Genomic DNA, 14860 nt, shown 5'->3' with positions numbered 1-14860 from the left:
TAATTATGGATTATGGTTCCATCGAACAGGAGGAGTTCTCATGGCCAAGATGCGTGCTGTCGATGCAGCGGTTCATGTTCTGGAAAAGGAGGGGGTGGATTGCGCTTTCGGCGTTCCGGGTGCGGCGATCAATCCGCTCTATTCGGCACTCCGGGCGCGCGGATCGATCCGCCATGTCCTTGCCCGACATGTCGAAGGCGCCTCGCATATGGCGGAGGGCTATACGCGGGCAAAGCACGGCAATATTGGCATCTGCATCGGTACGTCAGGCCCGGCCGGCACCGACATGATCACCGGCCTCTACTCGGCCTCGGCCGATTCGATCCCGATCCTCTGCATCACCGGCCAGGCGCCGCGCGCCCGCCTCGACAAGGAGGATTTCCAGGCCGTCGACATCGCGGCGATCGCCGGGCCGGTCACGAAGTGGGCGGTCACGGTCATGGAGCCGGCGCTCGTCCCCTTCGTCTTCCAGAAGGCGTTCCACCTGATGCGCTCGGGTCGTCCCGGCCCGGTGCTGATCGACCTGCCGGTCGACGTCCAACTGGCCGAAATCGAATTCGATCCGGAGACCTACGAGCCGCTGGCGCCTTATAAGCCCGCCGCGACGCGCGCCCAGGCGGAAAAGGCGCTCGCCATGCTGAACGCGTCGGAGCGGCCACTGATCGTCGCGGGCGGCGGCATCATCAATGCGGATGCCTCGGATCTCCTCACCGAATTCGCCGAGATCACCGGCGTTCCGGTCATCCCGACGCTGATGGGCTGGGGCACGATCCCCGACGACCATCCGCTGATGGCCGGGATGTGCGGCCTGCAGACCTCGCACCGCTACGGCAATGCAACGCTGCTTGCCTCCGACTTCGTCTTCGGCATCGGCAACCGCTGGGCCAACCGCCACACCGGCAACGTCCCGACCTATACGGAGGGTCGCAAATTCATCCATGTCGATATCGAGCCGACCCAGATCGGCCGCGTTTTCGCGCCGGATTTCGGCATCGTCTCGGATGCGGCGGCAGCGCTCAAGCTCTTTCTCGACGTCGCGACCGAATGGAAGACCGCCGGCAAGCTGCGCGATTGGTCGGCCTGGGCCGATGAGTGCCGCGAGCGCAAGCGCACCATGCTGCGCAAGACGCATTTCGACCAGACGCCGCTGAAACCGCAGCGCGTCTATGAAGAAATGAACAAGGCCTTCGGCCGCGACACCTGCTTCGTTTCGACCATCGGCCTCAGCCAGATCGCCGGCGCGCAGTTCCTGCATGTCTATCGACCGCGCAATTGGATCAATTGCGGCCAGGCCGGTCCGCTCGGCTGGACCCTGCCGGCAGCGCTCGGGGTCCGCGCCGCCGATCCCAACCGGCCGATCGTCGCGCTTTCCGGTGACTACGACTTCCAGTTCCTGATCGAGGAGCTTGCCGTCGGGGCGCAGCACAAGCTCCCCTACCTGCATGTCGTCGTCAACAATTCCTATCTCGGCCTGATCCGCCAGGCCCAGCGCGGCTTCGAGATGGATTTCGAGGTGAGCCTCGCCTTCGACAACATCAATGCGAGCGGCGACGCGGAGAAGGGCTACGGCGTCGACCACGTGGCGGTCGCCGAAGGCCTCGGCTGCAAGGCGATCCGCGTCAAGAGCCCCAACGAATTCGCCGATGCCTTCGAGCGGGCGCAGGCGCTGATGGAGGAACACCGGGTGCCGGTCGTCATCGAGTTCATCCTCGAGCGTGTCACCAACATCGCCATGGGCGCCGACATCAACGCGGTGGTCGAGTTCGAGGAGCTTGCCGCACGCGGCGAGGACGCGCCGACCGCGATCGCCGCCCTGCTCGACTGAAAACCATCAAAGAGCGCGGGATGGAAAGAGCGTCTTTCCGCCCGCCTCCTGCTTCACCTTTCCAAGAGGAGTAACCGCATGCCGAGATTTGCGGCAAACCTGACCATGCTGTTCAACGAGGCGCCGTTCCTCGACCGCTTTGCTCTTGCCGCGAAGGCCGGTTTCGAAGGCGTGGAATATCTCTTTCCCTATGAGTTCGAGAAGATGGCGCTCCGCGCCACCCTCGAGCGCTACGGCCTGACGCAGGTACTTCACAACCTGCCGGCCGGCGACTGGGCGCGCGGCGAGCGCGGCATCGCCATCCTGCCGGACCGGGTCGACGAATTCCGCAAGGGGGTAGCAACGGCTATCGACTATGCGACGGCGCTCGACTGCAAACAGGTCAACTGTCTCGTCGGCATAACACCCGATGGCGTGCCGGACAGCGTGCTGCGCACCACGCTCGTCGCCAATCTGAAGCTCGCGGCGACGGAACTCGGCAAGCACGGCATCCGCCTGTTGATCGAGCCGATCAACCGCTTCGACATTCCGGGCTTCTATCTCAACACTGTCGGCGAGGCGGCCGCGATCATCGAGGAGGTCGGCAGCGACAACCTGTTCGTCCAGTACGATCTCTACCACCAGCAGCGCACCGAAGGCGAACTGATCGGCACTTACAAACGCAATTGCGACCGGATTGCCCATGTCCAGCTTGCCGACAATCCCGGCCGCAACGAGCCGGGCACCGGCGAGATCAACTATCCCTTCGTCTTCGACGCGTTGGAAGGGGCCGGTTACGCGGGCTGGATCGGTTGCGAGTACAAGCCGCTGACGACGACCGCGGAAGGGCTCGGCTGGCTGGGCGCTGAGCGCAAGCGCAGCCAATCCGCAGACATCATCAAGATCAGGAGCTAAAGCACAATGGCATCTATCGGTTTTATCGGACTGGGTATCATGGGCACGCCGATGGCGCGCCACCTGCAGGATGCCGGTCACACCATCATCACCTCGAAATTCGCCATCCCGCCGCGTCAGGAACTGCTTGATCACGGCCTGCAGTTCGTCGAGACGCCGAAGGCGCTGGCCGAGACCGTCGACATTGTCATCCTGATGCTGCCGGACACGCCGGAAGTGAAGGACGTTCTCTTCGGCGAGAACGGCGTCTCTCTGGGTCTCGGCAAGGGCAAGCTGGTCATCGACATGAGCTCGATCTCGCCGATCGAGACGAAGGAGTTCGCCAGAAAGATCCGCCAAACGGGCGCCGAATACATCGACGCGCCGGTTTCCGGCGGCGAGGTCGGGGCGAAGAATGCCACGCTCAGCATCATGGCCGGCGGCACGCCGGGCTCCTTCGAGCGCGCCTTGCCGCTCTTCAAGCTGATGGGCAAGAACATCACGCTCGTCGGCGATTGCGGCGACGGTCAGGTCACCAAGGTTGCCAACCAGATCATCGTCGCGCTGACGATCGAGGCGGTATCCGAGGCGCTGGTCTTCGCCTCGAAGGCGGGCGCCGATCCGGCCCGCGTCCGCGAGGCGCTGATGGGCGGCTTTGCCTCCTCACGCATTCTCGAGGTTCACGGCGAGCGGATGATCAAGCGCACCTTCGAGCCGGGCTTCCGCATCTCGCTGCACCAGAAGGACCTGAACCTGGCGCTGCAAGGGGCGAAGAGCCTCGGCATCTCGCTGCCGAACACGGCGGCGACGCAGGAGCTCTTCAACAACTGCGCCGCCAATGGCGACAGCGGGCTCGACCATTCCGGTCTGGTCCGGGCGCTCGAGCGCATGGCGAACCACGAGGTCGCTTAAAGCTTCGAAGATCCGCATGATCGGCCGGGCGGGCGTCCCCATCCACTGCGGCAATCATGCAACCGGGCGGCGGAAGGAGGAGCCGTCGCCCGGGCCTTTTGCCAACGGGAGGAAAAATGGTCGCCATCGCCGATCCGCGTCAATTCCTGGAGTCGTTGTTCGACTCGGCGGTCGCTGCCGCCGATCCGATGCGCGTCCTCACCGCCAACCTGCCGGAGCGGCCGAAGGGCCGCACCGTCGTCATCGGTGCCGGCAAGGGTGCAGCGCAGATGGCGCAGGCCTTCGAAACGCTGTGGCCGGGGCCGATCAGCGGTGCCGTCGCGACGCGCTACGGCTTCGGCGTTCCCTGCAGGCACATAGAAGTGCTTGAGGCCTCGCATCCCTTGCCGGATGGCGGCGGGCTACGGGCCTCGAAACGTCTGCTCGCCGAGGTCAGCGGCTTGACGCCGGATGATCTGGTTGTGGCGCTGATCTGCGGCGGCGGTTCGGCGCTGCTGCCGGCGCCGCCGAAAAGGCTGTCGCTCGAGGACGAGATTGCCGTCAACCGCGCATTGCTGGCCTCGGGAGCGCCGATCCGGGCGATGAATGCCGTGCGCAAGCATGTCTCGACCATCAAGGGCGGACGGTTGGCCGCCGCAGCTTATCCGGCGCGGGTCGTGTCGCTCGTCGTTTCCGACGTCCCCGGCGACGATCCGGCACTTGTCGCCTCCGGCCCGACGATTGCCGACGAGAGTACGCGCGCCGATGCCTTGAGGGTCGTCGAGCGCTACCGCCTGGCGCTGCCGGAAAGCGTCCTGGCTTGGATGGCAAGCGAGGCGGCGGATGCGCCAAGGCCCGACGATCCGTGCTTTGCCCGAAACGAAGTGCGGCTGATCGCATCGGCCGGCGTCTCGCTGGAGGCTGCCGCGGCCGAGGCGCGGGCGGGTGGCGTCGAGGCGATCATTCTTTCGGATTCGATCGAAGGCGAGGCACGCGATGTCGGGCTGGTTCACGCCGCGATCGCGCGGGAGGTCGCGAACCGCAGCCGTCCCTTCAACAAGCCCGTCGTCGTGCTATCCGGCGGCGAAACCACCGTGACGGTGAACGGCGCCGGCAGGGGCGGCCGCAACAGCGAGTTCCTGCTGTCGCTCGCGCTCGGCATCGACGGCGTCTCGGGCATCTCCGCCTTGGCCGCCGACACCGACGGTATCGACGGCTCGGAAGACAACGCCGGCGCCTTCGCCGACGACACGACGATCGCCCGGCTGCTCGGGCAGCGTCTCGACGCGGCGGCACTCTTGCAGCGCAACGACAGCTGGGCTGCCTTCGATGCGCTCGGCGACATTTTCAAGCCGGGGCCGACCGGCACGAACGTCAACGATTTCCGGGCGATGCTGATCCAGTAAGCGTAGCCGGGACAGACGCCAACAGACGGAAGGAAACCCGATGAAATCCCTGCCGATCCGGCCCCTGTCGCGGGTCGAATTCGCCCCCTTCGGCGACGTGATCGAACTCGACGAGGCAAAAAGCTTCCCCATCAACGCCGGCAAATGCGTCCGCTACCACGACCTCGCGACGGTCGAGACGACGGGGCCCGCGGGGCGCGCCCTGATCAGCCTGCTGCGCGGCGAACCTTACGAAATTCCGCTGCCGCTCAAGATGGTGGAGCGCCATCCGCTCGGCAGCCAGGCGTTCGTGCCGCTGACGGAGAACGCCTTCCTTGTCGTCGTCGCGCCGGATGAGGACGGCAGACCGGGCGAGCCGATCGCCTTCGAGACCGCGCCCGGCCAGGGCGTCAACATCGCCCGCAATGTCTGGCACGGCATCCTGACGCCGCTCAATGGCGTATCCGATTTCGTCGTCGTCGATCGCGGCGGCGAAGGCTGCAATCTGGAGGAACATTTCTTCGACATACCGTATCGCGTCGAATACGTCTGACCGACATTGTGGCTTCCGCCCTTGTTGCGAGGCCATCGAGCTCTTAGTTTCGGGCCATCGAGTCCGTGATCTATTGAGCAATGCTGCAGTCGGCGAGGAAAATGTGGGGGGATACCGGGTGGGGCATGCCGACCTCGGTCGCCCTGCATCTGGCGCTGGCGTTCATCTTGCTGGTTCGGCTGCCCGAGCACGCTCCGCCGGCAAAGGATGAGAGCATCAATGTCGCGCTCGTTTCGCCGCCGAAGCCTGAGCCGAAGCCGCAAGACAAGCCGAAGGAGGCAAAGCCCGAGCCTTCCCGATCGCCGCCGCAGGTCTTCGAATCTGCTTCGGCTGAGGTCGACAGGGAAAAGCCGCCACAGCCGCAATTGCCGCCTGCCGGGCCAAGCCGGACCGACAAACCGAAATCACCCGATGCGCAAGCAAAGCCCGCCCCGGCAAAGACGGAGAGCGCCGACAAGCCGGCCGAAGCAAGCAAGGCACTGGCCGAGTTGCGGGTCGAGGGCGAAGACGCGGTGAGCAAGGCGGGGGATGCCGAGCCGACGCCGCAAAATGCGCCTGTTCCCAAGGAGAAGCCCGTGGCAGAGGAAGCCAAGGCGGACGTGGCCCAGGAGCCGGCGGAGGCGGCCGCGGACCAGCAGTCAAGCGAGTTGGTGGAAGCGAAACAACTCTATTCGCGGGACGCCCTGTCCGATCCACGGGTCAAACAGGCAATCGGCAGGCTGCCGCCGAAGCGGCGCATCGTGCAGCTCTGCACGATCGAGGCGTTGGAACAGGTGCGCCGAGCAAGGCCCGATGCTTTCCCGGACATGCTGGTCCCGTTCGGTCCCGTCGGCGGGATGGTTTCGGCTTCCGGCCTCAGCGCCAACGGTGGCGCCTATCGCAGCCGGGGGAAATGGTACGGCATCGACTTCAAATGCGAAGTCAACTCGGAGACGACGTCGGTCGCCTCCTTCAGCTTCGCCATCGGCGGTGCAATTCCGAAAAGCGAGTGGGGCTTGCGCCAACTGCCGAAGGAGTGAGCTTTTCTCCAGTGGCCGCCCCTCATTCGGCCTGCCGGCCACCTTCTCCCCGCAAGCGGGGCGAAGGAGACTCGCGGCGCCAACCTAAGTCCCTCTCCCCGCCTGCGTCGCCTGCGGGGAGAGGGCTAGCCCGCTTCTCTCACCGCCTTTAGCGCCGGTGGCGCAACTCGGCCCGCCGGGACGCCTGTTTGGCGCTCCGGCTTCGAAGACGAACGGAGTCGGCGCCACTGTGAGCGGCGGGTCTGGGTTCGGCGATGTCTCCTGTTCTGGTTGCGGAAGGGTTTCAGGCCGGCGGCATCAGCGGGCCGCGGCACGTATTCGGGCGTGTGCCAGTGCAAATTCGTCGGCATAGGGACAGGCGGATGCCATCGCGATTTTGATGCGACGCACCGAGACGCGGACCTGGGCGCCGATCTTTAACAGCTTCAGCCGGATGGTGCCGCAGGTCGCCTCGGCGAGCCGCGTATGGGCAAGGCCAAGGCGGCGCAGGGCGCAGATCAGCACGTAGGCCAACGAGGCGAACCAGAGGCGCAGTTGATTGGCGTGCATGGTGTGGGCGCTGGTGCGGTCGGCGTAGAGATCGAGCTGGCATTCTTTGATGCGGTTCTCCATGTCACCGCGGGCGCAGTAGAGATCCTCGTAAAGCGTCTGTGCCGCCCAGCGCTCTGGCTTAAGGGAGGTGACGATGAAGCGCGGATTGGCGCCCAGCAGCGTCCATTCCGCTTTTCCAACGACCCGCCGTCGTCGTGTCCAGCTGTCCTTGGTCGACCACAGGAAGTCGCGGAAGACGCGGGTCGCCTGGGCGCTTGCCTGGGATAACAGGCTTGCTTCCTCCATGGCCGGCGCGATTTGCCTTTCCAGCCGCGGGTTGCGAGCAAGGCCAAAGACATAGTCGACCTTGTTGGTCTCGCACCAGTCCATCAGTTCGTCGCGGGCGAAGCCGGAATCGGCGCGCAGGATGATGCGCACGTTTGGCCAGCTTTGGCGGATCTGCCCGATGATACGATCGATTTCGGCGACCGAGCCTGCGCTGGCGTCGATGTTCGAACGCCGTAGCTTGGCCGAAAGCAGGTGGCGGCCGCAGAAGATGTACAGCGGCAGATAGCAATAGCAGTTGTAATAGCCGTGAAAGAACCGACCCTCCTGGTGACCGTGCAGCGGATCATCGGTGGCGTCGAGATCGAGCACGATTTCCTCAGGCGGGCTGTCGTGCGCGTCCAGGAACAGCTCGATGAACAGCGCTTCCAGCGCTTGCCTGTCGTAAGCGATCTTGTGATAGCGCGTCGGCTGGCCGAGACGGCCGTGCTCCAGCCGGTTCAAGGTGGATTTGCCGGCAAGCACCGCACAGTCTTGCCGCTTCGGCGTCAGCCGCTCCGACAGAAGCGCGAGCACCGGGTCGTGGCGCAGCCTGTCGTGGTCATCGACATCCTCGTAGCCCAGCGCGATCGCCGCAACGCGCTGCCCGACCAGCGTGCGCACGCTGTGGACCGTGCACGTCGGATCGCGGTCATCAACGAAGCAAGCGGCCACCCGGTCGAACAGTCCGATGATCCCATCGACATGGCGAAGCAGCAGGGCGCCGGCATCCGAGGTGATCGCTCCGCCGTCGAAACCAGCGACCACTTTGTGACCGTCGAAGCCTTCAAATTCGAGCTGCTCGGCGATACAGTGTGTTTGCATCGGACCCCCTCAACGAATCTGATAACCCTTTGTAGCAAAAGAAGTTTCTCAGATTCGCGGGCCCGATGCACCTCTTACTTTGAGATATTCAGGCTAGTCGTCGGGTTAAACTCGAGGAGAGGGGCAATCGTTGACGTGCTCTGGTTTTGACCTTCAGCCCATCATCGCCAACGCCGCGCTGAAGAAGTCTTCGCCTCCGAAGTTCCCCGATTTCAGCGCCAGCAGCATGTCGCCCTGGGCGTTGCCGACGGTGCGAAGCACCGGCACGCCGGGGGCGATCTCGGGGCCGATCAGGAAGGCGGGGATAGCGAGCCTGTCGACGGTCGCGCCTGACGTCTCGCCGCCGGCGACGACGAGGCGCTTGACGCCGCGCGCCACCAGTTCGCCGGCGATCGTCGCGGTCGCGGTTTCGATGGCGTGGCCGGATGCCTCGCGACCGTATTGGGATTGCAGGCGTGAAACCACATCGGGCGAGGCGCTTGCGGCAATGACGACCGGGCCCGCGGAAATCCGCTCGCCGGCCCAGGCAATCGCCGCGGAAATCGCGTCGAATCCCTTGAGCAATCTCTCGGTGTCGAGCCGCAGCACCGGCATCGACCGTTCGGCCACCTCGAGCTGCCGCAGCGTCGCCGCCGAGCAACTGCCGGCGACGATCGCGGCAAGGCCACCGACCGGTCGGACAGCATCCGACGTGTCGGCTCTTGCCGCAGCGGCGCGACCGGAGCATGCGATGGCGCGCGCCAGGCCGAGTCCGAGGCCGGAGGCGCCGGTCGACACCGGCGTCTGCAACGCCACTTCGCCGAGCGTTTCGAGATCGCGCTCTGAAGTCGCATCGGCGATCGCCGCGGCCACGCCCTCGGCGCGCAAGGCATCGAGCCGCGCCCTGACTGCCTCAGGTCCGGCTGCCACGGTTGGCAGGTCGACGAGGCCGACGCTTCCCTTCGACTGCCGAGCCATGACGCGCACCAGATTGGCGTCGTGCATCGGGTTGAGCGGGTGATCCTTGAGCGGGCTTTCGTTGAGCGGCTGGCCATTGACGAAGAGATGGCCGAGATAGACCGTCCGGCCGGTTTCCGGAAAGGCCGGGGTGACCAGCACGATGCCGCCGCCGGCGGCTCGACTGAGCGCCTCCGTCACCGGACCGATATTGCCTTGATCGGTGGAATCGAAGGTCGAACAGATCTTGTAGAGCACATGGGCCGCGCCGCGATCGCGCAACCACCGCTCCGCCTTGCTCGCCGCAGCGACGGCCTCCTCGGCGGCGACAGAGCGGATCTTCAGGGAGACGACGACCGCATCGACATCCGGCAATACAAGCGACGGGTCGGGGATGCCGACCGTCTGCACGGTCCGGAGTCCGTTCTTGGTCAGCGTATTGGCGAGATCGGAGGCGCCCGTGTAGTCGTCGGCGATCGATCCGAGCAGGATTGTCATCGTTCAGCTCCGTGCAAAGGGTTTGAACCAGGCAAGGCCTTCAAGCGTCCCTCTACTTGGGGAATATTCGCAGCCGACGAAACCGGCATAGCCGAGGCGGTCGATCTCGGCGAAGAGATAGGGATAATTCAGTTCTTCGCCGTCCGGCTCCTGTCGCGAAGGCACGCTGGCGATCTGGATGTGCCCGGTGACCGGCATTAGGCGGCGGAGCGCCATGGTGACGTCGCCATGGATGATCTGGCGATGGTAGATGTCGAACTGGAGCTTCAGGTTGGCAAGCCCGAGATCGGCGATCAGCCGCTCGGCGGCGCCGAAGTCATTGAGAAAATAGCTGGGCATGTTGCGGCCGTTGATCGGCTCGAGCAGGAGGTCGAGCCCTTTTTCGGCAAGGCGCTCGGCAGCATAGGCGACGGCGCGCCGGTAGCAATCTGCCGCTTCTGGATCGGAGGGGTCGGCCAGTCCCGCCATCAGATGCAGGCGCTTGACACCGGTCGCGGCGGCATAGTCGAGCGCGCGTTCGACATCGGCTTTCAACTCCTCGAAGCGGCCGGGAAGGGCGGCGATGCCGCGCTCGCCCGCCGCCCAGTCGCCGGGCGGCAGGTTGAAGAGTGCCTGTTCAAGCTTGTTACGCGCGAGCCGTTCGGCGATCGCCTCGGGCGGTGCCTCATAGGGGAAGAGATACTCGACGGCCGTGAACCCGGCTTCCGCGGCGGCGTCGAAGCGGTCTAGGAACGGCCACTCGTTGAACATCATCGTCAGATTGGCGGCGAAAACGGGCATCTTGAACCTCCTCTACGCCTTGTCCGGCTCTTTGTTTTGGCCGGGCAACTTGGCGCCGGAAAGCTGCGCATAGAGCCGCGCCAGCGAGGAATCGTCGTCGCGCCCCATGCCGGCGCCGGAAGCGGCGAGATACATCTGCAGGGCAGCTGCAACCAGTGGCACCGGATAGCGCTCGGAGCGCGCCATGTCCTGGACGATGCCGAGGTCCTTGACGAAGATCTCGATGGCGCTGAGCGGCGTGTAGTCGCCCGCAAGCACATGCGGGACGCGGTTTTCGAACATCCAGGAATTGCCGGCCGAGGCGGTGATCACCTCGTAGACCTTTTCGAGATCGAGGCCCTGCTTGGCGGCGAAGGTGATCGCCTCGCAGGCGGCGGCGATGTGCACGCCGGCCAGAAGCTGGTTGATCATCTTGAAGGCCGCTCCGGTTCCGGCGGCGTCGCCAAGCTCGTAGACCTTGGCGGCCATCGCATCGAGCGCCGGGCGGGCGGCGGCGAAGGCTTGCGGCGAGCCCGACCCCATGATCGTCAGTTCGCCCTTTGCGGCGCGCGCGGCGCCGCCGGAAATCGGCGCGTCGAGGTAATGGAGGCCAAGCGCCTCGACCTGCTCGGACAGGCGCCGTGCAATGGCCGGATCCATGGTCGCCGAGGAGACGAAAACTGCACCCGGCTTCATCGCCGCGGCGACGCCGTCTGCGCCGAACAGGACGGCCTCGGTCTGGGCGGCATTCACGACCACCGAGACGACGACATCGGCATCGTGCACGGCCTCCCGCAGCGTAGCGGCGGCGCGGCCGCCCTCGGCGGCGAAGCGTTCCGCGGCCGCCGGGGTAATGTCGTAGCCGACGACCTCGAGGCCGTCGCGCTTCATGGACTGGGCCATTCCGAAGCCCATGGAACCGAGACCGATCACAGCCGCGGTGGGCGCGCGTCCCGGACTTTCAGCATGCAATGACATGAAGAGATTCTCCAGCTCTGACAGGGCAAGGGAGCACCGCCGGGCCGAGGGGACCCGGCGGTGCCGACTTGGAAGCTTACCGGTTCACGGTCTTCGCGGGAACAGCCAGAACGGCCAGCGAGCCGATGACAAGAGCGGCGGCCAGGAGATACATGCCGGCGCTGTTGCTGCCGGTGAAGTCCTTGAGATAGCCGACCAGGAAGGGCCCGAGGAAACCGGCGAGATTGCCGACCGAGTTGATCCAGGCGATGCCGGCCGCGGCCCCTGTCCCGGCGAGAAATGCCGTCGGGAGCGACCAGAAGAGCGGTGCGCAACTGATGGCGCCGGCGGCAGCGAGCGAGAGGCAGACGATCGCCAGCGTGGTGCTTGTCGCCATGGTCGCCGCGATGAAGCCGCCGGCAGCGATGACGGCCGGTACGACGAGATGCCAACGCCGTTCGCACAAGCGATCCGAGGAGCGTCCGAGCGCCAGCATGGCGACGAAGGTGCAGATATAGGGGATCGCGGAAATCAGCCCGATGTTCAGGTTTCCGGTGACGCCGGTCGCCTTCACCAGCGTCGGCATCCAGAAATTCAGGCCGTATTGTCCGAGCACGAAGCAGAAATAGATCAGGCACATCAGCCAGACGCGGCGGTCGGTCAGGGTTCCCCTGATGCTGTGCGGGCTCGACGATTTGGCTCGGTTCTCGGCCTCGATATTGGCTGCCAGCACCTTCTTTTCCTCCTTTGTCAGCCACTTCGCGTGGCCGATCGTGTCGTCGAGATAGAAGAAGGTGGCAACGCCGAAGAGGATCGCAGGAATGGCTTCGATGAGGAACATCCACTGCCAGCCGGAAAGGCCATGCGTGCCGTGGAAGCTGTCCATCAGCAGGCCGGAAAGCGGATTGCCGAAGATCGACGAGATCGGGATCGCCGACATGAAGGTGGTGATGATCTTGGCACGGCGATGCGCCGGATACCAGGTGGTCAGGTAAAGGATGATGCCGGGGAAGAACCCTGCCTCGGCCACACCCAGCAGGAAACGCAGGATGTAGAACACGGTTTCCGAGGTGGTGAACATGAAGGCGGCGGAGATGATACCCCAGGTGATCATGATGCGGGCGATCCAGACCCGGGCGCCGACCTTGTTGAGGATGACGTTGCTCGGCACCTCGAACAGGAAATAGCCGATGAAGAAGATGCCGGCACCGATGCCGTAGGCCGCTTCCGACAGGCCGAGCTCGCTCGACATCTGCAATTTCGCGAAACCGACGTTGACGCGATCGAGATAGGCGACCACGTAGCAAAGCATCAGGAACGGAATAATTCTCCAAAACACCTTGCTATAAGCGCGATCCTCCACCGACCGGTCTGAGTAGACGCCACCGATCGGCGCCGGGGTCTCCAGGGTCATGATTTCCTCCTCCAGTAGTTCCGCCGGGGCCTCCTTGAAATTTTCCCGACGACGCGGTGCCAGATGGCAGCGCTGCCATTATCCTTTATGTCAGTTTGGCAGCGCTGCCAAGTCAAAATTGGTAGCGCTGCCAAAAAAACTGGGGTATCTGGAATTTGAAGGCGGCGAGCCGGCGCCGGGGCGTTGCGGCGGCCGGACGCAGCCAGAGAGACAGGGTCGAACGTGGATTTCGATTTCAAGCAGCAGGGTGCCGTGACGCTTGCCGAGGTCGCCGAAGCCGCCGGCGTCGGCGAGAGCACCGTTTCGCGCGTGCTGAGAAACGAAGGGTCGTTTTCGCGCAAGGCGAGGGAGCGGGTGCTGGAGGCGGTCGAGCGGCTCGGCTATGTGCCGAACCGGATTGCCGGAACGCTCGCTTCCGCCGGGTCGCGCCTCGTCGCCTTCGTGGTTCCCTCGCTCTCCAACATCGTCTTCCCCGACGTGCTGCGCGGGGCAAGCGGCGTTTTGGAGCAGAACAGGCACCAGGCTGTCTTTTCCGTGACCGACTACGACCTAGAGCGCGAGGAGGCGCTTGTCGCCGCTATGCTCGCCTGGCGGCCGACGGCGGTGATGCTCGCCGGCTTCGAACATACGCAAGGCACGCTGAAGATGCTGCGCGCAAGCGGCTGCCGGGTGGTCGAAGTGCTCGATGTGGACGGCGCGGCGCTCGATCTGGCGGTCGGTTTTTCCAATCGAGCCGCTGGCCAGGCAAGCGCCGAATTCCTGCTGAAGCGCGGCTATCGCCGCATCGGCTATGTCGGGCACGACATCGATCGCGATACCCGCGCCGGCAAGCGCTTTGCCGCCTTCGGCGAAACGCTCGCCTCCGCCGGCTCTCCCCTGGTCGATCGGGAGATCTGCTCCGGCGCCTCGTCAGTGGAAAGCGGACGGCTTGGCCTGGAGCGTCTGCTGGATAGGCATGCCGATCTCGACGCGGTCTATTTCTCGAACGACGACATGGCAATCGGCGGCTATTTCCACTGCCTGGCGCGCGGCATCTCGATTCCCTCGCAACTGGCGATCTTCGGTTACAACGGCCTCGATATCGGGCGAGTGACGCCGCAGCCCTTGTCGACCATTCGCACCCCGCGCGTTGCCACGGGGCAACTGGCGGCGGAATTCGTCGTCACCAACGCGCCGCCGCAAGTGGTCGATCTCGGCTTCGAACTGGTCGAAGGCGCAACCGCCTGAACTGAAAGGATCTGCCCATGTCCGAGAGCCGTCTGCGCGAGGAAATCTGCCGCTACGGACGATCGCTGTTCGAGCGCGGGCTTACGCCCGGCTCCTCCGGAAACATCTCGCTTCGGCTTGACGACGGCGGCTGGCTGGTGACGCCGACCAATGCCTCGCTCGGCTTCCTCGACCCGACCCGCATCTCGCGGCTCGACTCCAAGGGCAAGCTCGTTGCGGGCGACAAGCCGACGAAGGAGATCCCACTGCACGCCGCCCTCTACGAGTCGCGCGGCAGCGCCCGTGCCATCGTGCATCTCCATTCGACCCACGCGGTGGCGCTCACCATGCTGCCCGAGATCGATCCGCGCGCCGCGCTGCCGCCGATGACCCCTTACTATCTCATGCGCGCCGGCGAGACGGCGCTGGTGCCCTATTACCGCCCCGGCGACCCGGCGGTTGCAGATGCGATCCGCGGCCTTGCCGGCAAATATTCGTCGGTGCTGCTGGCCAATCACGGCCCCGTGGTCGCCGGCGACAGCCTCGAGGCGGCGGTCTTCGCTACCGAGGAGCTGGAGGAGACGGCGAAGCTCTACCTGCTCCTGCGCAACCTCAACCCGCGCTATCTGACCCCGGATCAGGTGAGCGATCTCGTCAAGACCTTCGGTCTCGAACTGCCGTTGCTCGATGATCACGAGGGACATGATCACGGCTGAGCTGTCGCGCCCGCCCCTCATCCCGCTGCCGCGACCTTCTCCCCGCAAGCGGGGCGAAGGGGCGTGTCGCGCCCGCTCAATCCCCCTTTCACTCGGGGCGAGGGGAACTAAGGCGGTGCGGCATACCCCTTCGCCCCGCTTGCGGACC

At 65.0% G+C, this 14860-nt stretch carries 13 protein-coding genes; 8 read left to right on the top strand and 5 right to left on the bottom strand.

Features of this window, described 5'->3' with window-relative positions; all coding sequences use genetic code 11:
* The first annotated feature begins 40 nt into the window (after nucleotides 1–40).
* The 6 genes from gcl to NGR_RS09775 all read left to right on the top strand — a co-directional run bounded on the left by gcl (nucleotide 41) and on the right by NGR_RS09775 (nucleotide 6546).
* Nucleotides 41–1825: a glyoxylate carboligase gene (gene gcl / locus NGR_RS09800; RefSeq protein WP_015888109.1), complete on the top strand. Its 1785-nt coding sequence runs from the start codon at nucleotides 41–43 to the stop codon at nucleotides 1823–1825.
* Between the two features lie 78 nt (nucleotides 1826–1903).
* Nucleotides 1904–2719, top strand: a complete 816-nt coding sequence (gene hyi / locus NGR_RS09795) for a hydroxypyruvate isomerase (protein ID WP_015888108.1) — start codon at nucleotides 1904–1906, stop codon at nucleotides 2717–2719.
* Between the two features lie 6 nt (nucleotides 2720–2725).
* The gene (gene glxR / locus NGR_RS09790) at nucleotides 2726–3610 is read left to right on the top strand and encodes a 2-hydroxy-3-oxopropionate reductase (protein ID WP_015888107.1); all 885 of its coding nucleotides are present in this window, start codon (nucleotides 2726–2728) and stop codon (nucleotides 3608–3610) included.
* 116 nt (nucleotides 3611–3726) lie between these two features.
* Nucleotides 3727–4995 (top strand): glycerate kinase type-2 family protein, encoded by a 1269-nt coding sequence (locus NGR_RS09785; RefSeq protein ID WP_015888106.1) that lies wholly within the window; start codon nucleotides 3727–3729, stop codon nucleotides 4993–4995.
* Between the two features lie 40 nt (nucleotides 4996–5035).
* The gene (locus tag NGR_RS09780) at nucleotides 5036–5527 is read left to right on the top strand and encodes an ureidoglycolate lyase (RefSeq protein WP_015888105.1); all 492 of its coding nucleotides are present in this window, start codon (nucleotides 5036–5038) and stop codon (nucleotides 5525–5527) included.
* Nucleotides 5528–5607: 80 nt separating this feature from the next.
* Complete coding sequence (locus NGR_RS09775; RefSeq protein WP_015888104.1) at nucleotides 5608–6546, top strand: DUF930 domain-containing protein; 939 nt, start codon at nucleotides 5608–5610, stop codon at nucleotides 6544–6546.
* A 297-nt stretch (nucleotides 6547–6843) separates the two neighbouring features.
* On the opposite strand, the gene NGR_RS09770 is transcribed toward NGR_RS09775, so the two are convergent.
* The 5 genes from NGR_RS09770 to NGR_RS09750 form a co-directional block, all read right to left on the bottom strand.
* Nucleotides 6844–8226, bottom strand: a complete 1383-nt coding sequence (locus NGR_RS09770) for an IS1380-like element ISRsp7 family transposase (RefSeq protein ID WP_015888103.1) — start codon at nucleotides 8224–8226, stop codon at nucleotides 6844–6846.
* Nucleotides 8227–8379: 153 nt separating this feature from the next.
* Nucleotides 8380–9660, bottom strand: a complete 1281-nt coding sequence (otnK, locus tag NGR_RS09765; protein ID WP_015888102.1) for a 3-oxo-tetronate kinase — start codon at nucleotides 9658–9660, stop codon at nucleotides 8380–8382.
* 3 nt (nucleotides 9661–9663) lie between these two features.
* The gene (gene otnI, locus NGR_RS09760) at nucleotides 9664–10440 is read right to left on the bottom strand and encodes a 2-oxo-tetronate isomerase (protein ID WP_015888101.1); all 777 of its coding nucleotides are present in this window, start codon (nucleotides 10438–10440) and stop codon (nucleotides 9664–9666) included.
* 12 nt (nucleotides 10441–10452) lie between these two features.
* Entirely contained in the window at nucleotides 10453–11397 is a 945-nt protein-coding gene (ltnD, locus tag NGR_RS09755; protein ID WP_015888100.1) for an L-threonate dehydrogenase, read from the bottom strand.
* Between the two features lie 76 nt (nucleotides 11398–11473).
* Complete coding sequence (locus NGR_RS09750) at nucleotides 11474–12790, bottom strand: MFS transporter (protein WP_015888099.1); 1317 nt, start codon at nucleotides 12788–12790, stop codon at nucleotides 11474–11476.
* A 222-nt stretch (nucleotides 12791–13012) separates the two neighbouring features.
* On the opposite strand from NGR_RS09750, the gene NGR_RS09745 reads away from it, so the two are divergent.
* Both NGR_RS09745 and NGR_RS09740 read left to right on the top strand, forming a co-directional pair.
* Nucleotides 13013–14017: a LacI family DNA-binding transcriptional regulator gene (locus NGR_RS09745; RefSeq protein WP_015888098.1), complete on the top strand. Its 1005-nt coding sequence runs from the start codon at nucleotides 13013–13015 to the stop codon at nucleotides 14015–14017.
* 17 nt (nucleotides 14018–14034) lie between these two features.
* A complete protein-coding gene (locus NGR_RS09740) occupies nucleotides 14035–14712 on the top strand; it encodes an aldolase (RefSeq protein ID WP_015888097.1) in 678 nt (225 codons plus the stop codon).
* Nucleotides 14713–14860 lie beyond the last annotated feature (148 nt).

The sequence above is a fragment of the Sinorhizobium fredii NGR234 genome (genome assembly GCF_000018545.1).
GTDB lineage: Bacteria > Pseudomonadota > Alphaproteobacteria > Rhizobiales > Rhizobiaceae > Sinorhizobium > Sinorhizobium fredii_A.
This window is presented reverse-complemented; position numbering and strand designations above follow the sequence as displayed.

Coding starts and splice junctions, on each gene's coding strand:
- otnK (WP_015888102.1), bottom strand. CDS start 9,660: ATGACAATCCTGCTCGGATCGATCGCCGACGACTACACGGGCGCCTCC.
- NGR_RS09780 (WP_015888105.1), top strand. CDS start 5,036: ATGAAATCCCTGCCGATCCGGCCCCTGTCGCGGGTCGAATTCGCCCCC.
- glxR (WP_015888107.1), top strand. CDS start 2,726: ATGGCATCTATCGGTTTTATCGGACTGGGTATCATGGGCACGCCGATG.
- ltnD (WP_015888100.1), bottom strand. CDS start 11,397: ATGTCATTGCATGCTGAAAGTCCGGGACGCGCGCCCACCGCGGCTGTG.
- gcl (WP_015888109.1), top strand. CDS start 41: ATGGCCAAGATGCGTGCTGTCGATGCAGCGGTTCATGTTCTGGAAAAG.
- NGR_RS09750 (WP_015888099.1), bottom strand. CDS start 12,790: ATGACCCTGGAGACCCCGGCGCCGATCGGTGGCGTCTACTCAGACCGG.
- NGR_RS09770 (WP_015888103.1), bottom strand. CDS start 8,226: ATGCAAACACACTGTATCGCCGAGCAGCTCGAATTTGAAGGCTTCGAC.
- NGR_RS09740 (WP_015888097.1), top strand. CDS start 14,035: ATGTCCGAGAGCCGTCTGCGCGAGGAAATCTGCCGCTACGGACGATCG.
- NGR_RS09785 (WP_015888106.1), top strand. CDS start 3,727: ATGGTCGCCATCGCCGATCCGCGTCAATTCCTGGAGTCGTTGTTCGAC.
- hyi (WP_015888108.1), top strand. CDS start 1,904: ATGCCGAGATTTGCGGCAAACCTGACCATGCTGTTCAACGAGGCGCCG.
- NGR_RS09775 (WP_015888104.1), top strand. CDS start 5,608: ATGCTGCAGTCGGCGAGGAAAATGTGGGGGGATACCGGGTGGGGCATG.
- otnI (WP_015888101.1), bottom strand. CDS start 10,440: ATGCCCGTTTTCGCCGCCAATCTGACGATGATGTTCAACGAGTGGCCG.